This is a genomic window from Pseudomonas sp. S30 (assembly GCF_016518545.1).
Taxonomy (GTDB): Bacteria; Pseudomonadota; Gammaproteobacteria; order Pseudomonadales; family Pseudomonadaceae; genus Aquipseudomonas.
Genome location: NZ_JACVTO010000006.1, coordinates 31,711 through 55,083 on the forward strand (window position 1 = coordinate 31,711; position 23,373 = coordinate 55,083).

General features: G+C 64.8%; 22 protein-coding genes. 4 read left to right on the forward strand and 18 right to left on the reverse strand.

Annotated elements, in window-relative coordinates; translation table 11 throughout:
- Nucleotides 1–47 precede the first annotated feature (47 nt).
- Genes gspF through gspG form a run of 7 tightly spaced genes read right to left on the reverse strand, consistent with a single transcriptional unit; the run spans nt 48 to nt 8,086 of the window.
- On the reverse strand, nt 48–1,256 hold the full coding sequence (gene gspF / locus IAE34_RS08665; protein ID WP_200138468.1) for a type II secretion system inner membrane protein GspF: 1,209 nt from the start codon (nt 1,254–1,256) through the stop codon (nt 48–50).
- Nucleotides 1,256–2,674 carry a type II secretion system ATPase GspE gene (gene gspE / locus IAE34_RS08670; RefSeq protein ID WP_200138469.1) on the reverse strand — a complete coding sequence of 473 codons (1,419 nt, stop codon included), beginning with the start codon at nt 2,672–2,674 and terminating at the stop codon, nt 1,256–1,258. The genes gspF and gspE overlap by 1 nt, the downstream gene beginning before the upstream one ends.
- Nucleotides 2,671–5,004, reverse strand: coding sequence for a type II secretion system secretin GspD (gene gspD / locus IAE34_RS08675; RefSeq protein WP_200138470.1), 2,334 nt, complete (start codon nt 5,002–5,004; stop codon nt 2,671–2,673). Before gspD ends, gspE begins: the two co-directional genes overlap by 4 nt.
- Complete coding sequence (gene gspM, locus IAE34_RS08680) at nt 5,001–5,534, reverse strand: type II secretion system protein GspM (RefSeq protein WP_200138471.1); 534 nt, start codon at nt 5,532–5,534, stop codon at nt 5,001–5,003. The genes gspD and gspM overlap by 4 nt, the downstream gene beginning before the upstream one ends.
- Complete coding sequence (gspL, locus tag IAE34_RS08685; protein WP_200138472.1) at nt 5,527–6,693, reverse strand: type II secretion system protein GspL; 1,167 nt, start codon at nt 6,691–6,693, stop codon at nt 5,527–5,529. The genes gspM and gspL overlap by 8 nt, the downstream gene beginning before the upstream one ends.
- A complete protein-coding gene (gspK, locus tag IAE34_RS08690) occupies nt 6,690–7,628 on the reverse strand; it encodes a type II secretion system minor pseudopilin GspK (RefSeq protein ID WP_325100979.1) in 939 nt (312 codons plus the stop codon). Before gspK ends, gspL begins: the two co-directional genes overlap by 4 nt.
- An 8-nt stretch (nt 7,629–7,636) precedes the next feature.
- The gene (gene gspG, locus IAE34_RS08695) at nt 7,637–8,086 is read right to left on the reverse strand and encodes a type II secretion system major pseudopilin GspG (RefSeq protein ID WP_200138473.1); all 450 of its coding nucleotides are present in this window, start codon (nt 8,084–8,086) and stop codon (nt 7,637–7,639) included.
- Between the two features lie 146 nt (nt 8,087–8,232).
- On the opposite strand from gspG, the gene gspI reads away from it, so the two are divergent.
- The gene (gene gspI / locus IAE34_RS08700; protein WP_200138474.1) at nt 8,233–8,619 is read left to right on the forward strand and encodes a type II secretion system minor pseudopilin GspI; all 387 of its coding nucleotides are present in this window, start codon (nt 8,233–8,235) and stop codon (nt 8,617–8,619) included.
- 6 nt (nt 8,620–8,625) lie between these two features.
- On the opposite strand, the gene IAE34_RS08705 is transcribed toward gspI, so the two are convergent.
- Entirely contained in the window at nt 8,626–9,057 is a 432-nt protein-coding gene (locus IAE34_RS08705) for a type II secretion system protein N (protein ID WP_200138475.1), read from the reverse strand.
- A gap of 81 nt (nt 9,058–9,138) precedes the next feature.
- Between IAE34_RS08705 and IAE34_RS08710 the strand changes: the two genes are divergently transcribed.
- The gene (locus tag IAE34_RS08710; protein WP_200138476.1) at nt 9,139–9,600 is read left to right on the forward strand and encodes a GspH/FimT family pseudopilin; all 462 of its coding nucleotides are present in this window, start codon (nt 9,139–9,141) and stop codon (nt 9,598–9,600) included.
- Nucleotides 9,597–10,208: a type II secretion system protein GspJ gene (locus IAE34_RS08715; RefSeq protein WP_200138477.1), complete on the forward strand. Its 612-nt coding sequence runs from the start codon at nt 9,597–9,599 to the stop codon at nt 10,206–10,208. The genes IAE34_RS08710 and IAE34_RS08715 overlap by 4 nt, the downstream gene beginning before the upstream one ends.
- Nucleotides 10,209–10,263: 55 nt before the next feature.
- Here the strand turns inward: IAE34_RS08715 and IAE34_RS08720 are convergent, their stop codons facing one another.
- From IAE34_RS08720 to IAE34_RS08745, 6 genes are all read right to left on the reverse strand, one after another.
- A complete protein-coding gene (locus tag IAE34_RS08720; protein ID WP_200138478.1) occupies nt 10,264–11,964 on the reverse strand; it encodes an acid phosphatase in 1,701 nt (566 codons plus the stop codon).
- A gap of 104 nt (nt 11,965–12,068) precedes the next feature.
- Entirely contained in the window at nt 12,069–13,724 is a 1,656-nt protein-coding gene (locus tag IAE34_RS08725) for a bifunctional metallophosphatase/5'-nucleotidase (protein ID WP_200138728.1), read from the reverse strand.
- A 96-nt stretch (nt 13,725–13,820) separates the two neighbouring features.
- Entirely contained in the window at nt 13,821–14,468 is a 648-nt protein-coding gene (locus tag IAE34_RS08730; RefSeq protein ID WP_200138479.1) for a MotA/TolQ/ExbB proton channel family protein, read from the reverse strand.
- 23 nt (nt 14,469–14,491) lie between these two features.
- Nucleotides 14,492–16,768 carry a TonB-dependent receptor gene (locus tag IAE34_RS08735; protein WP_200138480.1) on the reverse strand — a complete coding sequence of 759 codons (2,277 nt, stop codon included), beginning with the start codon at nt 16,766–16,768 and terminating at the stop codon, nt 14,492–14,494.
- Between the two features lie 24 nt (nt 16,769–16,792).
- Nucleotides 16,793–17,551, reverse strand: coding sequence for an energy transducer TonB family protein (locus IAE34_RS08740; RefSeq protein ID WP_200138481.1), 759 nt, complete (start codon nt 17,549–17,551; stop codon nt 16,793–16,795).
- Nucleotides 17,548–17,955, reverse strand: coding sequence for an ExbD/TolR family protein (locus IAE34_RS08745; protein WP_200138482.1), 408 nt, complete (start codon nt 17,953–17,955; stop codon nt 17,548–17,550). Before IAE34_RS08745 ends, IAE34_RS08740 begins: the two co-directional genes overlap by 4 nt.
- 189 nt (nt 17,956–18,144) lie before the next feature.
- On the opposite strand from IAE34_RS08745, the gene IAE34_RS08750 reads away from it, so the two are divergent.
- Nucleotides 18,145–19,713 (forward strand): alkaline phosphatase D family protein, encoded by a 1,569-nt coding sequence (locus IAE34_RS08750; RefSeq protein ID WP_200138483.1) that lies wholly within the window; start codon nt 18,145–18,147, stop codon nt 19,711–19,713.
- Between the two features lie 25 nt (nt 19,714–19,738).
- Here the strand turns inward: IAE34_RS08750 and IAE34_RS08755 are convergent, their stop codons facing one another.
- The 4 genes from IAE34_RS08755 to IAE34_RS08770 form a co-directional block, all read right to left on the reverse strand.
- Nucleotides 19,739–20,254 (reverse strand): flavin reductase family protein, encoded by a 516-nt coding sequence (locus IAE34_RS08755; RefSeq protein ID WP_200138484.1) that lies wholly within the window; start codon nt 20,252–20,254, stop codon nt 19,739–19,741.
- A gap of 112 nt (nt 20,255–20,366) precedes the next feature.
- Nucleotides 20,367–21,389, reverse strand: a complete 1,023-nt coding sequence (locus IAE34_RS08760; protein WP_200138485.1) for a methionine synthase — start codon at nt 21,387–21,389, stop codon at nt 20,367–20,369.
- A gap of 26 nt (nt 21,390–21,415) precedes the next feature.
- Entirely contained in the window at nt 21,416–22,399 is a 984-nt protein-coding gene (locus IAE34_RS08765; protein WP_200138486.1) for a DUF1852 domain-containing protein, read from the reverse strand.
- A gap of 425 nt (nt 22,400–22,824) precedes the next feature.
- Nucleotides 22,825–23,361 (reverse strand): ankyrin repeat domain-containing protein, encoded by a 537-nt coding sequence (locus tag IAE34_RS08770; protein ID WP_200138487.1) that lies wholly within the window; start codon nt 23,359–23,361, stop codon nt 22,825–22,827.
- Nucleotides 23,362–23,373 lie beyond the last annotated feature (12 nt).

Genomic DNA, 23,373 nt, shown 5'->3' on the forward strand with positions numbered 1-23,373 from the left:
CAATGGGAGCCCTCGGTGACGAGGGCTTTCGCTCCGCTCGCGCGGGGCTACTGGACCAACTGGTTGATCTCGATGATCGGTAACAGCACGGCCATCACAATGACCAGCACCACGGCACCCATCACCACGATCATCAGGGGCTCCAGCAGTGCCGTCAGCGCCATGGCGCGGCGCTCGATATCACGCGACAGTGTCTGCGCGGCCCGCTCCAGCATCGGCGGCAGCGCACCGGTTTTTTCACCGCTGGCGATGAGGTGTATCAGCACGGGTGGAAACACCTTTTCGACCCGCAGCGCAGCGGCCAGGCTCACGCCCTGACGCACCTTCGCGGTGGCATCATTCACGCTCAGGTGCAGGCGATCATTGGACAGGGTTTGCCGCGCCGCCTCCAGGGCACGCAGCAATGGCACGCCAGCGGCGCCGAGAATGGCCAGGGTCGAGGCGAACCGCGCCGTGTTCATCCCTTGTACGAAGCGACCCACCAACGGCAGCCGGAGCACGCGGCTGTGCCATTTCAGGCGCGCTGTAGGGTTGCGCAGGTAGAGGCGCCATCCCGTGAAACCTGCGGTCATGAGTGCGAAACACACGCCACCCCAGGCGCGAATGAAATCACTGGCTTCGAGCATCGCCACCGTCAGCCCTGGCAAGTCCTGGCGTGCCTGGGAAAAGGCGCTGACCACCTGCGGCACCACATAGCTCAGCAGGAAGATCACGATCGCGATCGACACCAGGCCGACCACACCTGGATAGATCAGCGCGGTGAGCACCTTGCTGCGCAGGTTGTTGCGCTCCTCCATGTAGTCGGCCAGCCGTTCCATCACCTGCGCGAGGTCTCCAGACGCCTCGCCGGCGCTCACCAGTGCGTGATAGATGGTCGGGAAATCCCGAGGCCGTCTGGCCATCGCCTCGGCCAGGCGCATGCCACTGCGGACATCGCCGCGCACGGCGCTCAAGGTCATGGCAATGTGCTTTTTCTCCGCCTGCTCCACCGTGGCGCTCAGGGCCGCCTCCAACGGCAGGCTGGCGCCCAGCAGACTGGCCAGTTGCCGGGTGGACCAGGCCAGGTCGTTGTCCGAGAGCCTGGCGCCGAACAGCGCATGGCCGTCAGCGGCCCCCGGTTTTTCCAACTGCAGCGACAGTGCGGTGAGGCCTCGGCTGCGCAAGGCATCGAGCGCTGCGCGCGCGCTCTCGGCCTCGATCAGCCCGGACTCTACCTTGCCTGTGGTGTCGGCGGCTTCGAAACGATAGCGCTCCATCAGGCGTCCCGTGTCACACGCAGGATTTCCTGCGCCGCAGTGACGCCGGCGCGCACCCAGCGTTGACCATCTTCGCGCAGGCTGGACATGCCCGCCTGGCGAGCGGTGGCACGCAGCGCGATTTCGTCGGCACCCTGGTGGATCAGGGCGCGCAGGCCATCGTCGATACAGAACAATTCGTGGATGCCGGTGCGGCCGCTATAGCCGCTGTGGTTACAGACCGTGCAACCGACCGCTCGCCAGGTGTCAGGGTGCACCGGGTCTGGCTGCTTGCAATGGCTGCACAGGCGCCGCACCAGCCGCTGTGCCAGGACTCCCAGCAGTGAAGAGGCGAGCAGAAAGGGTTCTACGCCCATGTCAGTCAGCCGGTTGACGGCCGACACCGCGTCGTTGGTATGCAGCGTGGCCAGCACCAGGTGCCCGGTCAGCGAAGCCTGCACCGCGATCTGAGCGGTCTCCAGATCACGAATCTCGCCGATCATGATGATGTCCGGATCCTGACGAAGGATCGCTCGCAAGGCCTGGGCGAAGGTCAGGTCGATCCTGGCGTTGACCTGGATCTGGCTGATGCCGGGCAGGTCGTACTCCACCGGATCTTCGACGGTCAGGATATTGCTGCTGCTGGCGTCGAGCCGAGCGAGAGCGGCGTAGAGGCTGGTGGTCTTGCCGCTACCCGTGGGGCCGGTCACCAGTACGATGCCGTGCGGCTGACGGATCAACTGGTCCAGCTTGGCCAGTATCTGCGGGTCCATGCCCAGGGTTTCCAGGTGCAGCCGTCCTGTCTGTTTGTCGAGCAGGCGCATGACCACCCGCTCACCATGGCCTGTGGGCACGGTCGACACCCGGATGTCGATGGGCCTGCCGGCGACGCGCAGTGCGATGCGACCGTCCTGGGGCAAGCGCTTTTCCGCGATGTCCAGTTGCGCCATGATCTTGATCCGTGACACCAGTGCCGGGTGCAGGGCCTTGCGCGGCGATACCACGTCCCGCAGGGTGCCATCGACCCTGTAGCGCACCACCGAATGGCTTTCGTAGGGCTCGATGTGGATGTCGCTGGCTTCGTCCCGCGCGGCCTGGGTGAGCAGCGCGTTGATCATGCGGATCACCGGGGCGCCGTCCTGGGTGTCGAGCAGGTCGATGACTTCCGGGATGTCCTCCATCAGACGGTCCAGGTCGACTTCGTTTTCCGCCTCGCCCACCACGGCCGCCGCGCTGCCCGTGTCGGCGTAGGCGGCGGCGAGCAGGCTGTCGAAGGCCGCCTCCTGCACCTGTTCGAGCCGCGCCACGCCGAACTGCCGACGCGCTTCGGCGATCGACCAGCCGGGTGTCGAGGGGCAGACGATCAGCACCGCGCCGTCTTCACGAGGACTCAGCAGGATGCGCTGCGCCCTGGCCCAGGCGTAGGGCAGGGCGCTCATGGCTGCGGCTCGGCGTGCATCGGCACGCGGGACCGGCTGCTTGCGGTTGCCGCCGGCATGCCGACGTCCGATGGCGGTAATTGTGGTGCCTGCATCGGTGGCATCGCCCAGGTGCGCTGCGGTTGCAGTGCGCTCTGGGCGCGGCGAATGAAGTCGTAGCGATTCAGGGTGATCGCCCGCCCACCGTCGCTGTCACGGATGATGTAAGGCCGCAGGAATACCATCAGGTTGGTCTTGGTGCTGGTCCGGCGCTCGCTGCGAAACAGCGCGCCAAGCCCGGGGATGCCCGACAGCCAGGGCACTGCCTCGTCGCTCTGGGTGTAGCCGTCCTGCAAGAGGCCGCCGAGCACCATGATCTGCCCGTCATCGAGCAGGATGCTGGTGTCGATCGCACGCTTGTTGGTCACCACACCCGCCGAATTGGCGCTAGCGGATGCACGCTCGTCGATGCTGCTGACTTCCTGGTAGATGTCGAGCTTGACGGTGCCGCCTTCGGAGATCTGCGGTCGGACGTTGAGCTTGAGCCCCACTTCCTCGCGTGTCACCGTCTGGAACGGGTTGTTGCTGGTCCCCCCGCCACCGGTGACGTAGCTGCCGCTGACGAACGGAATGGTCTGCCCGACGAAGATGCTGGCCGCTTCATTGTCCAGCGTCAGCAGATTCGGAGTCGACAGCACGTTGCTGCCGCCTTTGCTCTTGAGTGCCCTGGCCAGCACCTTGAGATCCAGGACGTTGCCGATGCCCGGTATGTTCACCGTGCCGTTGAGGTAACCCACGCTCAACCCGCCGGGCAGTGCGTCGATGCTGGTCAGGCCACCACTGCGCACACCGCTGCCACCCAGGTTGGCGCCGCCGATCACACCCTTGCTCGCGAGATCGCCGCTTTGCCATTGCACGCCGAATGCGTTGGCATCGTCTTCGCCGACTTCGACGATCAGGCTTTCGATCACCACTTGGGCGCGTCGCTGATCCAGCAGGTCGATGACTTCTCGCAGGTTGCGGTACAGCGGCTCGGGTGCCGAAATGAGCAGCGTGTTGGTGGTGGCGTCCGCCTGGATGGTGGCACCGCCGGCGCTGAAGGCGACGCTTTGCTCGGTTGCCTGTGCAGCGGCGAGATTGCCCGAGTTGCCCTCGAGCTGCTCGTGGGCGCTGGTGCTGTCCTGGGCCTGACTGGCGCCCCCCTGGCCGTTCTGGCCGCCGCGACCGTGGCCCCCCATCGAACCCAGCACCGAGCGCGCGTTATCGGCGCTGGCGGTGTCGGCTTCGCCGGTGAGCAGGCCGCGCAGGGCCTGGGCCAGCTTGCCCGCCTGGGCATTGCGCAGGTACACCACGTGCAGGTTGCTCGGATTGCTCTGGACGTTATCGAGCTTGTACACCAGGTTGCGCGCCAGCTCCGTGCGCTCCGGGCTGGCCGCGCGAATGATGATCGAGTTCGAGCGCGGGTCACCCACCACCGAGATCTTCTGGGTGGCATCGCCGCCTGGCTGTTCCAGCAGTTGCGAGACCATGCCGGCAATGTCCACGGCGATGCCGTTCTGCAGCGGCACCACATCGGTATCGATCGCACTGGGCGTGTCGATGCTCTCAACCAGCTGCGCCACGCGTTCGAGATTGTCGGCGTAGTCGGTGATGACCAGGGTGTTGTTGCCCGGATAAGCATTGATCGGATTGTTCGGCGAGACGATTGGGCGCAGTACCGGCACCAGGTTCGCCGCGTTCTCGTAATGCAGGCGGAAGGTGCGCGTGAGCATGCCGCTGGCACCAGGCTGGTCGGTGCTGTGGACCGGCCCACCGAGCAATTTGGCGTCGGCTTCGGGGAGCACATGGATCACGCCACCCACCTCGACGGCGCTGAAGCCTTGCAGGCGCAAGGTGGTCAGCAGCATGTCGTAGGCCTGGTGGGCGGGAACCTGGTGTTCGGACACCAGGGTCAGCGAACCGGTGACGCGAGGGTCGATGAGAAATTGCCGGCCCGTGGCGCGGGACAGCCCGCGGACCACTGCCTGGATGTCGGTGTCCACGAAATTCAGACTCACCGGCTGATTGCCGAGCGGATCGCTCAGCGCTGCGCCAGCGGCAGGCGCACGGTCACGGCGCAGCGGCCTGCTGATCGTGTGTCGAGCTGGCGGCTGTCGTTCGCGCAGGGCCTGGTCACGCTGGCGCTGCACCATCGGATCGCCGCTGCGCAGGGTCTCTGTCAGGGGCTGGCCGAGTTGGCTGTCGCCGGGCGGGGCGGGTGGGGGGAGCGCCGTCTGCGTGCTACAGGCACTCAGTGCCAGCAGCAGCCAGGGCGCGGCGCCGCAGAGATAGTTGGATCCTGACCACTTCATGAAGCTTCCTTAGTACTACGCGCCTGATCCATGCGGACAGTTCCTGACAGAGCGCCTGCCATATCATCGGCCTTGGCGCCGCTTGCTCGCTGCAAACGGGCCTCGACCACTTCCAGAGAGCATTGCCTGGGCTGGTTCAGCAGCCAGCCGATCACGGCATCGGCTGGCGCGGCGTCGAACGTCAACTGCCAGCCCTTGTCCAGTGGTGTCAATTGGTAGTGTCCGAGCAGTCCCGAGGTATCCAGGGTGTGGCGGATGGCTGCTTCGCCGGGCTGACTGGGCATCTCGTCCAGCAGCCGCTCGAGTGCCTGGGATTGCGCCCGCAATTTCGGGGTCTCTGCCTGCCAGTGCTTGAGAGTCCGCAGCGGGGGCTCGATCAGCACCAGCCAGCACAACCATCCGCCGAGCAACGCGGCAGCCGCCGCTATCAAGCGCCGCTCACGCACGGCCAGGCCAAGCCAGGCTGCCCGAGCGAGGGTCTTGAAATGTTGCCAGCGGCCACGCCAACGATTCAGGTAGTGCTTACTCATCGTCGCGTATGGCACCGGTTTCGGATTCATGGGGTTCGGCAGAGCGCAGTCGCCAGCCGTTCGGCGTCGCCTCAGCGGCGATGCCGGCCTGGGCCAGGGTGGCTCGCCAGGTGTCATCGGCGGTGGTGCCTCGCGCCTCGGCGGACAAGTCGATGTGCAGTGTGGCGTGCTCGAAGACCAGGGCCTGCACCGTGCCGGCGAGGAAGGGCATGGCGCTGGCGGCGTGCTGGACCTGGCTGGCGAAGTCTGCAGACGCGTCGGCACCTGTCGGGTTGCGCCGCGCGCTCAATTGCTGGCGGGCCTGTTGCAATGGATTGAGGATGACGGGCAGCTCCGGGAACGCCTGTTTGACCCGCTGGCTCATGTGTCTTTTGAGCCGCAGCCCTTCGCTGGCCTCGCGCGCTGCGTACAGGTTCAGGGCCAGCAGCCACACGCCGATCGCCAGCGCGCAACAGGCCAGCGCCTTGCCCCAGCGCACCGGCGCGGTGGGTGCCTTGTCTACGCCTGCGTGCAATCCCCACCGCGGTGAAGCGCCGGACCACGGCACCTGGGCAGACGCCGCGTCGAGGGCAGGCGCAGGCGTGTTGTCCGGGTACCAGAGCAGGCGACTGCCCTGGGTCTGCAGCGCGTCCAGGCTCGCCTGGACCTGGGGCTCGACGGCGCCCTGATCCGGGCCGTGGCGCAACAGCAGGTGCCCTTCCATCACGCAGGCACTGATCGACCCGTTCGGTGGCACCGGCAGGCGAAAGGGGGCAGGGTAGAGCCCTAGCAACTTGAGCTGGTGGCGTCTGAGTTCGTCACCGAGGCGCTGCACCAGTTCCCGCGGCAACCAGCTGACGGCCACGTGCCCATCGGCATCGCCCGCGCTATGGGCGATGTGCATCTGCTCGGGACGTCCCAGCACCAGCGTCTGTGCCGCACACGCCACCGCTGCCTGGGTTCTGGCGGCGCCAAGCGGCGGCAGTTGTACCCGGGAAAGAATGCTGTCGAGCGGATGCAGGAAACACTCGACCGTGTGCGCTCCAGTGGTCTGCTGCATCGTCGCCAGGGTGCCGAGGCCGGTCTGGCTGACGCGGCCGTGACGATCCAGCAAGGCGAATGCCAGTGGGCTGTCCGATGTCAGGCCATCGAGCGGCGGCAAGGCAATGCGCAGGCTCATGTGCCCAGCCTCGACCAGATCACGCTGGGCAAGTCGCTCTGGGAGCGATACAGCAACGCCTGCATACGGGTCCGACGCTTGTCCAGACGGGCATGACCCTGAAGCAGGAACCACTCGCTGGAGGTGCCTACGTCGAGGTCATCGACGGTCAGCTGCGGCGCACGCAGGCGGTTGAGGAAGTCGCCGCGATTGAGGAACCACAAGCCCCGATCACGCTCCGCGACCAGGGCCTGCGCCTGGGGCAGCGACAGGCCGGGCACCACGGCGGCGAGCACTTCGGCGCTGGCGGTATTGCCGTTGACCCAGGTGGTGACGGGAAGGATGCTCACATGAGGCATCAAGCGCGCCAGCACGTGCATGTCTACGCCGGCGACAGCCTGCAGCTCGTCCAGGCTTCGCAGCATCGGCCTGCTGGCAGGTATGACCCTGGCCTCCAGCTCAGGTGATGTCGAACCCCGGCCCTGGGCGGGCGGCTGATGCGCTTGTTGCGCGAAGCCGGCGATCACGCGCTGGCCGATGCGCTGCGCGATATCGGGTTCGAGGCCGAGCATGGCGCACAACCGCTCGAAACTGCGCAGTTCCCTGAGGTTGACACGCTGGCCGGCGATCAGGTTGCGCAAGTTGAACTTGCCTTGCTGGTCCTCGAGCCGTCCCTCGAAATCGGCATCGCCAAGGTCGAGCTTGATGCTTTGTGCCCAGATCTGGTCCAGCCGCGTCGAGGTTTGCAGCCGATAGGCATCCCACAGCAGTTGCCGGCTCGCTTCCAGGCCGCCGAGCAGCGCGGCATGTCCTTGCACGCGCGAGCGCTCAGCCTCCAGCGAACGGGTGGACAGGCTCTGGCGCGTGAGCATGCCGGCGGCCAGGACCGCCACCACGGCCGCGATCAGCAGCGCACTGATGATCGCCACGCCGCGCTGTCTGGAGTGTTCGCGCACGGCAGTGCTCAGAGCTGCCAGGAACCGATATCGGCATTTACGCCGTCGCCGTCGGGCTGCCCGTCCGCGCCGAGGGAGAAGACATCGACTTCACCGTTGGCGCCGGGATTGAGGTAATGGTACGCACGCCCCCACGGGTCGTTGGGCAAGCGCTCCAGGTAGGCGCGCCAGTCGCTGCCCTTGGCATCTGCCGGACGCTGCGCCAGCACGGCCAGCCCCTGGTTCATGCTCGGGTAGGTGCCATGATCGAGGCGGTAAAGCTTGAGGGCCTGCATCAGGCCCGCGACATCCTGCCTGGCCGCCGTGGCCCTGGCCTGATCGGGGCGATCGAGGACCTTGGGTACGACCATGGCGGCGAGGATGCCCAGGATCACCACGACCACCATGATTTCGATGAGGGTGAAGCCCCGCTGGCCATGGCCTCCAGCAGACTGAAACTTGACGCGAGCGACTTCCATCTCAACCATCCTTGGCGTGTGTGCGGATCGGCGCGCATCATAGCAAATGAACCTGGCGGTGTATCGATTAACCTCCGCGTCACGCGAGCGCTTTCGCATCGTCTGCGATGCTATGCTGCAGGCCGTATTGTGTTGAAGAGTCACCCATGGAGCTGTCACGCAGGGAGCGAGGCTTTACATTGATCGAGGTACTGGTGGCACTGGCGATCGTCGCCGTGGCCATGTCGGCGACAGTGCGTGTCGCGGGGCTGATGACCCACAGCGGCATGCTGTTGCGAGATCGATCGATGGCATTGATGGCGGCCCAGGGCCGGCTGGCCGAATTGCGTCTCGAAGGTCGGTACATCGCAGGTCGCACGAACGTCGAATGCGACCAGGGCCGCTTGCGCTTGCGCTGTGAGCAGGTGGTGGTCGCCAGCGAAGTGCCGGGCCTGATGCGGGTCACCGTGAAGGTATGGGATCGCCAACGCGAGGCACCACCCTTGGCGCTGTTGCACACGTTGCTCGCCAGGCCTGCGCGAGTGCATGGATGAGCGCGTTCAGGGGCGGGTCAGGCGGGGTATCGGCGCGGCGTCGGGCAGTGTGTTGACCTTGATGCGTATCCGCTCGTCGCCACGCGTGATCACCACGCTATCGGACTCGATCGCCGCCAGCTGCACCCCCTGGGCCAGACGTTCACCCAGCACAAAGGCACGCGGGGGCGCGCCATTGAGGCTGAGCACCGCGAGTGCGCCGTGTGCGCTGCTCATCACGCCGGACACCTTGATATCGAGTTCGGCAGGCCGGTTCGAAAACCACTGCAACGCGGCACTGTCGACCGGCGCCGTGGGCGCTTGCTGCGCGCTCGGCGCAGCGCCGGAGGGGGGCGGCGTCAGCAGCACGGTCAGGCAGGCCAGCGAGCCCGCCAGTGCCGCCAGCAGCGCCAGCCACTGCACGCAGCGCATGGGCGTACAGCGAAAAGTGAATGCCAAGACACAACCTCCCTGTTGTCCTGTTGTGCAGTCTACAGCACAACGCTGGGAAGCATGTCCAGTACCTGGAGGCAATGCGCAATGACCAGGGCCGCACAATCAGGCTTCACCTTGATCGAACTGCTGGTGGTGCTCGTCATCATGGGCATCGCCGTCACGGCGGTGGGCTTGAGTGTAAGGCCCGATCCACTGTACCTGCTGCGCCAGGACGCCAGTCATCTGCTCCAGGGCCTACAGGCGGCTCAGGCCGAAGCCCTGGCCGATGGCCGCCCGATCACCTGGCAGGCCGACAGCACAGGTTTTCGCTTCAGCCGTCGCGATGAACGACGCACTGGCCTGGATCAGTTCCACGACGATCCGCAACTGCGCCCCCGCGCGTGGAGCACCCCGGCGATCGAGGTGCGTGTGATCCCGAACCAGCGCCTGGTGCTCAACGCCGAGTGGTTCGAGGCGGCGCTGCGACTGCAATTGTCCGATGGTCAGAACAGCGTCTCGGTTCTGCGCACCGCGGCCGGCACGTTTCGCCTGGAGACCACCCCATGAGGGGGGCACAGCGAGGGTTCACGCTGATTGAAACGATGGTGGCGATCATGTTGATGGCGATCGTCAGCCTGATCGCCTGGCGCGGGTTGGACAGCGTCAGTCGTGCAGATCAGCACCTGCGAGCCAGCGCCGAACACACCGAGACCCTCCTGCGTGTGCTCAATCAGCTCGAGCGGGACCTGTCCTTGCACGCCAGCACCGAATTGGGCGTGCCAAACCTCACCCGATACAGCGAGCCCGCGCGCAGGCTACCGACGATCACCCTGCGCGGCGCCCACCCTCAGCGCTTTCGCCTGGATGTGATCCGCAGTGCAGCGCAGCCGGAGCAGGGCTTGCAGCGGGTCCGCTGGTGGCTGGCGGGCCAGACGTTGTACCGTGCAGCCGCGCCTGCGCGCAGCCATTACCCGCTGCCGCCACCGGACCAGGGCGTGGCGGTGCTGGACGAAGTGAGCGACGTGCAGGTGCGGGTGTGGGAACCTGGTCAGGGCTGGCATCCCTTGAATGGCACGCGCCAGGACGACCCCGTCGGCGTGGAAATCACCCTGACTCGCCAGGCCGCCCAGGGCCCTGAACACTACAGGCACGTCATCGGGCCACTGAATGAATGAGGGTGCGCAGGGGCACGAGGGCCTGGGTCAGCGGCAGCCCTCGTCCTCCTCACCCTCAGCCGGCGAACTGCAACGCGTTGGTCAGGTCGCCCATGGGCTTGGAGCCGCGCGCGATCATCGCCTCATCGCGCAGCCTGAGGCCTTCGAGGGTCTCCAGCTGGAACACGCGGGTGATCAGGCGCAGAATCGATCCGGTGTCATAGAGGGTATGGTCGACTGTGCCTTTGCGAGCGAAGGGCGAGACCACCAGTGCGGGAATCCGTGAACCGGGGCCCCAGCGATCACCCAACGGCGGCGCGACGTGATCCCACCAGCCGCCGTTTTCGTCCACGGTGACGATCACCACCATGTTCTGCCACTGCGGGCTTTCACGCAGCACCTTCAGCGCGCTGTTGATGTGCCGGTCGCCGGAAGCGACATCGGCGTATCCGGCGTGCATGTTGAGATTGCCCTGAGGCTTGTAGAAGCTCACCGCAGGCAGTGTCCCGGCTTGAGCGTCTTGCAGGAAGCGATTGGTGGCCGGCGTATCCCCCAGGCCTGCATCGCGTAGTCGCTTGTTGCGCTCGGCCGGATTCTGCGGGCCTTGCTGGAGAAAATAGTTGAACGGCTGGTGGTGGTACTGGAAGTTGGGAATCTTGGGAATGCCGCCGGAGTCCTTGAACTGCTCCAGGGTGGCCTGCCAGGCTCCGGCATACCAGGCCCAGTCCACGTTTTTCTTGGTCAGCTTGTCGCCGATGTGCTCGTGGGTCTGGGGCACCATGACATTGGGCAACCCCGGCTTGGAGTAATCCGGGCGCTCGGTGTCGCGAATCCAGGTGGGCCAGTAGGGCGGTGCCAGGGTGTTGACGCCGTAGCCATCGGGCGTCAATGCGCTGGGTCCGAATTGCGGCGGACCGTCCATGGCGCTGGCAGGCGAGGTGGGAAGAGGCTTGAGCCGCGGATCGGCGGGATCGTCGGACTGCAACGCCGCGATCTGCGACCTGGCGACCGAGTTGATCGCATCGGGGTAGTAGGGTGGCCTGGCTGCGACCAGATACTGATGGTTCAGGAACGAGCCGCCGAATGCCCCCTGGAAGAAGTTGTCACATAGCACGAATTCCTTTGCCACGTCCCACAGGCGCAGCTCGTAGCGTGTCTGCGCGTAGTGGCCCATTACCAGCCCACCGGCATCACCCCAGGCGACGAAGCCGTCGTTCCTGCCGCCATTGATCTGCATCTGGTTCTGATAGAACACATGCCACAAGTCGCGCGTCACCACGCCCAGTGGCAGATCCTCACCCTGGGGGCCTTTGAGGGCGAACGGGGCGTTGGGCAGCTGTTGCTGATAGGCCTGTTCGGTCGGGTAACTCACACCGTCCACGGTTTGCGGCCCGACGTGCAGTACGCCTCCCCAGGGTGCAGGGAGCGAGGGCAATTCGCTGCCATCTCGGTCGCGTTGCCGGTACTCCGCTGGCGAGAGTGATGACAACGGTTTTTCCAGCCCCGGGAAGTCGGCGAACAGGTTATTGAAGCTGCGGTTTTCAGCGTAGATCACCACCACGGTCTTCACCTGCTCGCGCAACTTCTGGTCCAGTGCTGCGCCACTCAAGGCCTGGTCGACGGGCGGCGCCTTGCCGTCGCGGACGTCATCGCAAGCGCCCAGGGTCATGCCGACGCCGAGCAGCGCCGCACCGCCGATGAAGCGTCTGCGGCCGGGGTCTTGTGGCAACGGGCCGGGCGTGACGCCGGCACGCTTGTCGTCGGGAGTGTCTGTCATATTATTTGTTACCTGAAGTGTGCGTTTATCAACGAGCTGAGCGGCAGCGTAACGACGCTTCATGACGGAAAAAAAACAGCGGTGCCTCGGCTGCCTGCCCGTCCTCAGTCATTGCGCACGATCCGTCCGGCGCTGCGCGTGGTGCCCACGGGTGTGCCGGTCTGTTCAGCACGGCGCAGATAGGCCAGCATCGCGTCCACATCGACCAGTCGGCTATCCACGACCTGGGTACCCTGCTTGAACATCGAGAAACGTTCCGCGCCCGCCGCCAGGAATGAGTTGGCGACGATGCGATAGCGCTTGCGCCTGTCCAGCGCCTTGCCGTTCAGCCGTACGCTGCCCGGCACCACTCGACTGTCCACCGGCCGTTGGCTGTCCCACGCGTAGCTCAATCCCTGGGAAACCTGCAGCACGTTGCTGTCGTCGGGACCGAACTGCTGGTTGAGCAGTGCCAGCAGCTGTTCGCCGGTCAGGTCCATCAGCACCAGGGTATTGCCGAACGGCTGGACGCTGGCCACCTGCGCATAGGTCAGGTCCTTGCCAGCCGGCTGCTCCAGGTTGGCACGGATGCCGCCCACGTTCATGAAGGCGATCTGCGCGCCCCATTGGCGGGTCATGGCCAGTTGCGAGTCGGCGATCAAGTCACCCAAGGGCGATTCGCCACTAGGCTCCTGGTGCCCGCTCACCCGGGGTACGGCGATGCGTCCGGCCGGCTGTTGCAGCACGGCGTCACTGCGCGTCTGCACTTGCTGCTGCAACGCTGCGAGTCGGGCGTTCTGCGGGTAGGCCTTGGGATCGGCCAGCAGGTTGCGGGCGGTGACTTCGGTCACCTCGTGCCTGCCAGGGGTGACCCGCAGGGTCAGTTGCGTGAGCAAATGGCCGTACGAGCCGCCCTGGCTGACCGACAGCTTGCCCACCTTGCACAGGTAGCCCTGGTGGGTGTGTGCGGTGAGCAGGGCGTCCACGGCGGGGTCCAGGCGCTGCGCGACCTCGACGATGTCACCGCTGAGCTGGCTGCAATCGGCTTGGTCGAAGGCCTCCGGCGTACTGCCGCCCTGATGCACCATGGCGACGATGGCGTTGACGCCCTGGGCCTTGAGCTCTGGAATCACGCGGTTGATTGCCTGGGCCTCGTCGCTGGCCTGCAACCCCTGCATGCCCTTGGCGCTGACGACTTGCGCCACATCGCGCAGCACCGCGCCGACGAAGGCGATCTTCACGCCGTGGCGCTGTTCGATGCGGTAGGCCGCGAACAGCGGCTTGCCGGTGTCGGTGTCGACGAGGTTGGCGGCGATGTACGGGAAGCCGCCCCCGGCGAAATCGGGCCTGAAGCGGCACGCTTTCTGCGGGCGGTTCGACTGGCAGCCGCCGTTGATCTGGCGCAGCAGTTCCGCCTTGCCGTTGTCCAGCTCGTGGTTGCCCACGGTGCTGAACAGCAGGCCCATGTCGCGCAAGGCCTCGAGCGTCGGCTCGTCGGCCCACATCGCCGACAGGGGCGGGCTGCCACCGATCAGGTCGCCATTGCCGACGAACAGCAGTTGCGGGTCCTTGGCGCGCAGTTGATCGAGCATGCCGCCCAGCGTGGCGATGCCGCCTACGGCCAGGGTGTGTTCGGCGCCAGTGGCGTCCTTGTAACGCCAGGGATCGGCCTGGAGATAGCCGTGCAGGTCGTTGATGGCGACGATGTTGATATCCACCGGCTCGCTCGTCGCGACGCTCGGTGTCTGGCTACAGGCGGCCACTGCCGCGAAGGCCAGCATCGCTGCCAGCGAGCGGGCGGGGCGCAGCACAGCGGGCAGGGGCGAGATCCTGTCCGAGGAAGAAAAGACGTTCACGCGTACAGCTCCTGTGCAGGGTCAGGCGGTGCGGTAATGCGGTGCCTGGACCGGCGTCAGCTCTACGGGCGCAGTGACCCGGGCGCCCATCGATGCGCGGATCAGCAGCATCTTGAGTTGGTCGTTGATGCGTTCCAGGCGGTCCTGGAACAGGTTGTGAAAGACTACGCAGAACAACGCGATGGCGATGCCCAGGCCCGTTGCGTAGAGCGCTGTACCGATGCCTGCGGAAATCTGCCCCGGGTCGGAAACGCCCGCGCTGGCCAAGGCCTTGAAGGTATCGATGATGCCCAGGATGGTGCCCAGCAAGCCGAGCAGGGGCGCTGCGGTGACGATGGTCTCGATGATCCACAAGCTGCGCGCCAGCGGGGCTCGGGAGGCGAGGTATTGGGTTTCGATGACGTCGTCCAGGTCCTGGCGGCTACCGCCTGCCAGTTTTTGCCGCAGCACTTCCCTGACCATCTCCATGGGCAGGCTCTTGCGCGAAGTCACCTCCTCGCTCAGTCCGCGCTCGTTCTGCACCGCCGGTGTGAGTTGGGTCAGCAGGCGACCTGCCTGCTTGCGCACATAGGCGAAGTACAGCGAACGCTCGATGATGATGAACACGGCGATGGCCAGCGCGCCGTACATCACATAGAAGGTCACATCGTGCATCAGATTGGTGTTCATGATTGGCTCCGCTTGGGGTGGCGTCAGAAGTTGGCTTCGAGGGCGACGGTCACGGTGCGCTCCACACCGACGATGTAGGCTGGGTCACCATCACGGAATCCGTCGTAGGTGGCCGCGTTGGTCTTGGTGGTGTACACGCCATCGAGGTATTTCTTGTCGAACAGGTTGTCGACGTTCAGGCGCAGCGTCGCGCTCTTGAAGACGCGCTTGTCGACCGGCAGGTACACGCCGGCACCGAGGTTGAACACCACGCGGCCGGGAATGCTTTCGTCGTTGGTCAGGTCGCCGTACAACTTGCTGGTGAGCTTGCCGCCGAAGGTGCCGTAGTAGCGTCCGTTGTCGTAGCCGATATTGGCGGCGAGCATGTGCTCGGGCACGTTGGCGAATTGCTTGCCGGCGGTGGGGAGGGTGATGGCAACGCCCTTGTTGAAGACCTGCAGGTCGTCTTTCTGCTTGGAGCGGGTGTAGGTGTAGGAGGTGTAGTAGTTGAAGTCATGGGGCAACAGGCCGCTCCACTCCAGCTCCAGGCCATAGTTGTCCACGGCGCCGGCGTTGATGTCGGCGGCGTCGCCGTTGATGTCCTTGGACGAGACCTGGCGGTTCTTGAACTTCATGTAGAACAGGCTGGCCGACAGGGTCATGTCCGGTTCGACGAAGCGCCAGCCCAGTTCATGGTTCCAGCTGGTCTCCGGCTCGAGACCGATGGACTCGGGCGAGTTGTCGTAGAGCGCGTAGTTCTGCGGAATGCGCATGTTGCGCGAGAGGCTGTAGAACACCTGGTTGCGGTCGTCGACCTGGTACTTCAGGCCAGCGTTGGGCAGGAACTTGTTGTAGGTCTGGTCGCGGTTCACTGGCGCCTCGGTGAGGCTGCCGTGGTTGTGGCCTTTGCGCTCCACGTTCATGAACGACAGGCCGGCGTTGAGCGTCCAGTCCGAGTCGATGTACCAGGTGTCCTGGGCCCAGATCTTCTGCGCCGGGGTTTCGGTGAAGCGGTTGCGGCCCTGGACGATCTGGCCGTTGGCGTCGACCACGCGATGGCTGTCGGGCCAGGTGCTGTCGGGCTTGCCGGCGGCATCGATGCCGATGAACGGCTGGGTCTGGCGCTGGCGCGCATCTTCGAACCAGTAGCCGAACTGCAGGCTGTGCTCGCCCAGGTCCCAGTTCAGTTTGGTGGTGATGCCCGGGCGCCAGGTCTGGGTGCGCGACGAGCGATAGTAGACGCCGCCATTGGGCGTGCCGTCGGCGTTGTAGGTGGCCGCCGAGGCGAGGTTGCTCAGGTCGTATACGCCGCTGGTGCTCGATCCGCTGTTGAGGGCGTAGGCGGAGCTGCCGCCACCGCCGCCATTGCCGTAGTAGTAATACGGGATGACGTCCATGGACAGGTTGTCGGCCAGCTTGAAATGGGTATTGAACACCGCCGTGAAGGTCTCGAACGGGTTCTGCGCCAAGCCATAGTAGCTGGTGATCTTGCCACTGCCGTTGCGCGCGGCCACCGACGGGTAAGGGTCATAGCGGCGGCCGAACTGGGTGTATTGGCTCTTGGTCAGCTGGCTGTAGCTGTTGTTGTCCTGCTTGTGGTACTTGAGGATCAGGTTGGCGGTGTTGCCGTCGCCCGCATCGAAGAAGCTGTTCCATTCCACCTTGTTGGCGCGCACCGCACCGTCGCCACGCCATTTGTCGCCTTCTGCATGGGACACCGACAGCCAGTTGCTCAGGCCGTTCACTTCGCCGGTGTTCAGGCGTGCGAAGGTCTTGCGAGTGGCGTTGCTGCCCAGGCTCTGCTTGACGAAGGCGCCGGTCTCCTTGGTCGGGCGGAGGGTCACCAGGCCGATGTTGCCGCCGCTGGAGCCGATGTGCGGGCCATCGGCTTCGGACGCGCCCTGGGTGACGAAAATCTGCTCGATGTTTTCGGCGTCGCCCAGCAGGTTGGAATACAGTGCGTAGTTGCCCGAGTCGTTGATGGGCATGCCGTCCACGCTCATGCCCACCTGGTCGGAGTTCATCCCGCGCATCGTGAAGCGAAAGCCCGACAGGCCGGTGGCGTCTTCGCTGGAGATGTTCAGGCCTGGGGTGTACTTGAGCTTGTCCACGGCGTTGCCGGTCGCGGTCTGCTTGTCCAGGGCTTCCTTGGTCACGGTCGAGCGCGATTTGGCGCTGTCTTCGGGCACCATGTAGCCTGCGCCCTGGGTGGCCTTGCCCTCGACCTTGATGGCGCCGACGTCGGAGGCGTCCGCCGCGTGCGCCATCCCGTGGGCGAGGCCTGCGGTCATCAGTGCGAGGGTTAGCTTGCTGAGCGTCATCACGTGTTTCCTGTCTGTCGGTGCCTACTGCACGCGGTAGTTGAAGGTGGCGGTGAAACGGTGCTGGGGTTGGCCGCCGAAGGCTTGCTCCGGGAACGGCTTGACTTGCTTGATGCGCTTGAGGCTGGTGCTAGCGGCGCGGTTGAGCAGCATGCTCGAGGCCGGAGTTTCGATGCCCGAGTCCAGGACGTTGCCGGCCCGGTCCACGAGCATCCACACCACCACATCGCCTGTCGGTCGTTCCAGGGACGCCTGGCGGCCGGTGGGGTACTGCTTGAAGCGCTCCATGTCGCTGCGCAGGCCCTGCATGTAGCCGCCTTCCAGCGCACCGGTATCGACCCTCGGTGCTACCGGTGCTGCGGGCGCAGGCTTGGCCGGCTCAACGGCGGGGCGCGCCGGTGCGCTGGCTGCGGGCGTCGGTGGTGGTTGCACTGCAGGCTTGGGCGCGACCTTGGCCACAGCAGGCTTGGGCACGGGTTTGGGAGTGGGCTTGGGCTCGGGTCTGCGCACGACCGGTTTGGGCGGCGGCAGTGCAGCCTCGGGTTCTTCTTCCACAGGGGGCGGTAGCGGCGCCTCCACGGGCGGCGGCGGCTCGACGACCGCCGGCGTTGGCTCTGACGGCGGGGTGGGTTCGACCAGTGCCACCTCGACCGCCGACTCGTCGTAGACCGGCTCGATGTTCAGGGGCTTGGTGTTCACTGCCAGCACGATCGCAGCGAGGGCCGCCACGGCCGGCAGGGCGCCTAGCCACTGGCGGCCGCGATAGAGGAAATAAAGTGTCATGGCTTGCGGGTAGCGATGGAAATGGAGGTGAAGCCACCCGCGCGCAGGGTGTCCATGACTTCGACCAGCCGCGCCACTTCGACGCCCTTGTCGCTGTTGACGATGATCACCGTCTTGGCGTCAGGCTTTTCCAGGCCCTTGAGCGCGGGCACCAGGGCATCCACCGTGGTCGCCTGGCCGTCCAGTTGCAGCTCGCCCCCCAGGCCCAGGGTGAGAATGGACTTGTTCTGCGGCTTGAGCTGCTGCGCGGTACTAGCGCTGGGCAGTTGGGTCTTCATGCCCAGCGCCGGAATGACGTTGAGGCTGATCAGTACAAAGAACACCAGCAGGAACATCATCACGTCGATCATGGGGATCAGTTCGATGTGCGCCTTGCGCTTGGTTGGCTCGTCCCAGGCTCTCATGAAGCCTCCTCGTTTCGATTGGAGCCGGGACACTAACAATCAATAATGAACAAAAAGTGACCGCGAATTTAATTTTCAAAAGGCTCTAGAACAGGCTTCTTGAAGGTTTCATTAACTTTTTACCACTGTCACGAAATGGACTTTGGCCACTGCCATGCTGCGCGGATTTGATCGAGCGGACAGTTTTCCATGGGCAACGAATCAGGGCTTGCGGACCCAGGCAGGCGACGTGTTCTCAGCGGGTTGGCCGCCGGCAGCGGGCTGGCATTGATCGGTCCCTATGCCCGTGCCGCAGGCACGGATTATCCCTTCACGCTGGGCGTGGCCAGCGGTGATCCGCTGCCCGACGGCTTCGTCATCTGGACACGCCTGGCCCCGGTTTCCGGGTTGCAGCCCAGTCGTGAGGTGGCGGTGCGCTGGAGTGTGGCCACCGATGAAGGCATGCGCCAGGTCGTACACCGTGGGCATGTCCTGGCCCGCGGCGGCCTCGCCCATTCGGTGCATGTGGAAGTCGCGGGGTTGCAGCCGGGTCGACCGTACTGGTACCGCTTCGAGGCACTGGGCGAGCAGAGCCCGATTGGACGTTCGCGCACCGCGCCCGCCGCCGATAGTCTGGCGCCAGCGCACTTCGGCTTCGCCTCCTGCTCGCATTACGAGCTGGGCTACTTCAGTGCGTATCGGCATTTGGCGCAGGAGCAGGCGGACCTGGTGTTTTTCCTCGGCGACTACATCTACGAGAACTCTTTCGCCAGCGGCTCAACGAAGATCGTCCGCGCCCATGACGTGATCGAGGCCTCGGACCTGGCCGGGTACCGTGCTCGCTACACCCAGTACAAGCGCGATCCCGACCTGCAGGCGTTGCATGCCAGTGCACCCTGTGTGGCGACCTGGGACGACCACGAGGTGCAGAACGACTATGCCGACCGCTGGTCGCAGGACGCGGGTGTCAGCCCGCAGGCATTCCTGCGTCGTCGCGCGGCAGCGTATCAGGCCTTCTACGAACACATACCGCTGCGTCGAACCAGCCTGCCGCAGGGGGCCGACATGCGGATCTACCGGCGTATCGACTTCGGCCAGCTGGCGCGCTTCCACGTGCTCGACGGTCGTCAGTATCGCAGTGAACAGCCTTGTATTCCTGCCAATGGCAGCCACCGCGGGCATATCGCCGCGCCCGATTGTGCCGACCTGAGCGACTCGCGGCGGACCCTGCTCGGCTGGGAGCAGGAAGCCTGGCTGCACGAGGGCTTGGCGCGCTCCCCAGCGCGCTGGAATGTCATCGCCCAGGATCTGCTGGTGGCGCCGATGCTGCAACGCGATCCCGCGACCCTCTCGCTGGGCCACTGGACCGACGGCTGGGACGGCTACGCGGCCTGCCGCCAGCGGATGCTGCAGGCGATCGACCGAAGCCAAGCGCGCAACCCGGTGTTCTGGGGTGGCGACATCCACTCGTTCTGGACCACCGATCTGCACCTGGACAGCCAGGACCCGGCTTCGAAGGTGGTCGCCACCGAGTTCGTCGGCACCTCGGTGACCTCCGATGGCCCGCCATACGACGCTTTCCATGCGCTGATGCCGCTGAACCCTCACGTGAAGTTCTTCGACAGCCGCCAGCGCGGTTATGTGTCCGTCACGCTGGATGAACGACGCATGAGCACAAGATTCCAGACGATTTCCGAGCGCCGCGATCCGGCGGCCACGGCTTCGACCTTACAGCGTTTCGTCGTGGAAGACGGCCGGGCAGGGGCACTGCTCGGCTGAGAGCTGCTGGTGCTGGCAAGCCTCTTCAGACCGGCAAAGCAGGGTGCCCGGACACATCGCAATACTGGCCCTTGAAATAAAGCAGCGGCCTGGAGAGGGAAACCGGGTGCAAGTCGAGCGCCTTCACCTCGCCGATGACGATCAGGTGATCGCCCGCCGGGTACTCCGCATGAATCTCGCAGTCCAGCCACAGCAGACTGTCACTGATCAAGGGGTTGCCCAGAGGTGACGAGCGCCAGTCGATACCCTGCCATTTATCTGCTCCGCGCCGGGCGAACTGGTTGGAAATCCCGACCTGTTCACCCGATAGCACATTGACCGCGAAGCGGCCGGCCTCACGGATTTTCGGGTAGCTCGCCGAACTGGACATTACGCTGAACGAGACCAGTGGCGGGCTCATCGAGACGCTGTAGAAGGATTGGCAGGTGAACCCCAGCGGTTCGGTGCCGAGCTGCGAGGTCACCACCGTGATGCCGGAGGCGTAATGCCCGAGCGCCTCGCGGAACCGGGAGGGCTCGATGGCCGTGCAAGACAATGACATGGTCGATCCTGAAGGCAGAGGGGGCTTGGACTGATCCGCGAGCCCAGGCACTCGTGCGAGCTTTTCAGGCGAGTGTCTCCGGGCTGCGTATGCCGATACAGGCGTCGACGGGTCAGAGCTCTCGACGCACGATCTCGGCACCTGCACTCAAGGCCTGAAGCTTGCCTCGGGCCACCCCGCGAGGCAGCGGCGCCATGCCGCAGTTGGTGCAGGGGTAGAGCTTGTCGGCGTCGACGAACTGCAGCGCCTTGCGCAAGGTGGCGGCCACTTCTTCCGGCGTCTCGATGGCATGGTTGGCCACATCGATGGCACCCACCATCACCTTCTTGCCGCGGATCAGCTCGATCAGGTCCATCGGCACATGGGAGTTGTGGCACTCCAGCGAAACGATGTCGATGCTCGACTTCTGCAGCTTGGGGAACGCCTCTTCGTATTGCCGCCACTCCGAGCCGAGGGTCTTCTTCCAGTCGGTATTGGCCTTGATGCCGTAGCCGTAGCAGATGTGCACGGCCGTCTCGCATTTCAGGCCTTCGATCGCCCGCTCCAGGGTAGCGACGCCCCATTCGTTGACTTCGTCGAAGAACACGTTGAAGGCGGGCTCGTCGAACTGAATGATGTCCACGCCGGCCGCCTCCAGCTCACGGGCTTCCTGGTTGAGGATCTTGGCGAATTCCCAGGCCAGTTTCTCGCGGCTTTTATAGTGGCCGTCGTACAGGGTGTCGATCATGGTCATGGGGCCGGGCAGTGCCCACTTGATCGGCTGCGAAGTCTGCTGGCGCAGGTACCTGGCATCCTCGACGAAGACCGGCTTGCGCCGGGCCACGGCGCCGACGACCGTGGGCACGCTGGCGTCGTAGCGATCACGAATCCTGACGGTTTCGCGCTGCTCGAAGTCGACCCCTTCCAGGTGCTCGATGAAGGTGGTGACGAAGTGCTGGCGGGTCTGCTCACCGTCGCTGACGATGTCGATTCCGGCGTGCTGCTGCTCTTGCAGCGACAAACGCAGGGCGTCCTGCTTGCCCTGGATCAGTTCCTCGCCCTCGAGCTTCCAGGGTGACCAGAGTTTCTCGGGTTCCGCGAGCCAGGAGGGTTTGGGCAGGCTGCCTGCCGTGGAAGTCGGGAGTAGTTTGTTCATGATTCAGACCTTGTCCTTGTGAGGCTTCAAGCCGCGTAGCGGGCCGACCATTGTTCGAGCACCGCCTGGTAGGGCTTGATGAAGTGTTCTTCGGCGAATTTTCCTTGCTCGACGGCCAGGCGGCTGCGCTCCTCGCGGTCGTAGACGATGCGCGTCAGCGAATAGTCCGCATGCTGCAGGCTCGGTCGATAGCGCTGGCCGGCCGCCGAGTTGGCGTTGTAGATCTCCGGTCGATAGATGCGCTGGAAGCTGTCCATGGTGCTGATGGTGCTGATCAGTTCGAGGTTGCTGTAGTCGCCGAGCAGGTCGCCGGCGAAGTAGAACGCCAGGGGCGCGACGCTGTTGGCCGGCATGAAGTAGCGCACTTTCAGGCCCATCTTGGCGAAGTACTCATCGGTCAGCGAATACTCATCCTGCAGGTACTCGCAGCCGAGCACCGGATGGTGATTATCGGTGCGCTGGTAAGTCCTGCTGCTCGACACGCTCAGGCAGATGACCGGGGGCTTGCCGAAGTGCTGGCGGTAGGTGTCGGAGTTCACGAAGCTCTTGAACAGCTTGCCATGCAGCTCGCCGAAGTGTTCAGGCGTGGTGAAGTGCGAGCGGCCTTTGTTGTGTTCCAGCAAGACCACACTGAAGTCGTAGTCGCGCACATAGGAGGAAAAATTGTTGCCGACGATGCCGTCGATGCGGCTGTCGGTGTGCCGATCGACGATGGTGGTCTTGAGGATCTCGATCAAGGGCAGCGCTGGCGTGGCACGGCTGGCAGCGACTTCCATCTCCACCGACACGATGTCCAGCTCGACCGAGTAACGATCCGCCTTGGGGTTGTCCCAGTGGGCCAGGGTGTTGAAGCGGTTGTCGATCATCGCCAGGGTGTTGCGCAGATTTTCCTGGCGGCTGGCGCCCCGTGCCAGATTGGCGAAGTTGGTGGTGACCCGTGTGGTGTCCGAAGGCCGGTAGTGTTCATCGAAGCGCACGCGCTTGAGGGAAAATGAAAATGCCTGGCTCATGTTGGCTCGATACCCTGATCCGTTGACGGTCGCAGTGCTTCAACCATCGGATTCGACGGGCTGCACTGCCTGCAATGAGGGGCATCTTAGAGAGCTTGACGGGGCACTGACCAATGAATTGATTTCAGAAGATCTTTAGTTGCTCTCATGATCATAAATTTAAAGATGAATATTTTTCAATCGTAAAGGCCCATCTGACCAGCACCTCATCGAGGTGTGGGCGAGACCCTTCGAGGCAAGGCTTGACGGGTCGTCTACAACGTTTGGCGTGGGTTTGCTCGATCATCAGCACGCGGCTGCGGTGTGCTTGGCTCGACATGAAGGGTAGCTCGGGTAATCGACATCGCTGCGTATGTCAATTACCTGGCCGGATCGCTGCCTCGGTCAGCGGCCATCGGATCTGCTGACAGGGACGGGGCTCAGCCTTAGGGACGCGCGCTGCCGTTGAGCTCGCCGCGTTCCAGGCTCTGCACGCTGTTGCCCAGCGCGTCGGGGGTGTGGAGGTCGGCACCACGTTCGGTCAGGGCACGCAGCAGTTCCTGGCGATCGAACAGCGCTGCGTACATGGCTGCCGTCTGACCGGCACCGTTGCGCTGGTCGGTGCTGCAGGGTGCATCGATCAGGCGTCGGGCGATGCGCACTTGGCCTTTGAAAATCGCACCCATCAGCGCCGTATTGCCCCGGGCATCCTGGGCGCAGGGGTTGGCCCCGGCGGCCAGCAAGCGTTCGACCGCCTGCAGGTGTCCGTGGTAGGCCGCCAGGATCAGCCCGGTGTAGCCGGCGCTGTCCTGTACATCGAGGTCGTAGTGGGCGCGAACGAATTCCTCGAGCACGGTTTGGTCACCGCGGCGGGCGGCATCCAGAAACAGCTCGCGCAACTGGACGTGTACGGGCGGGGTTTCCTGCGCCTGGGCGGTGAGCGCGAGCAGCGCGAGGAAAGGTGCAACGATCCATCTTTGCATGATCGCAGGCCT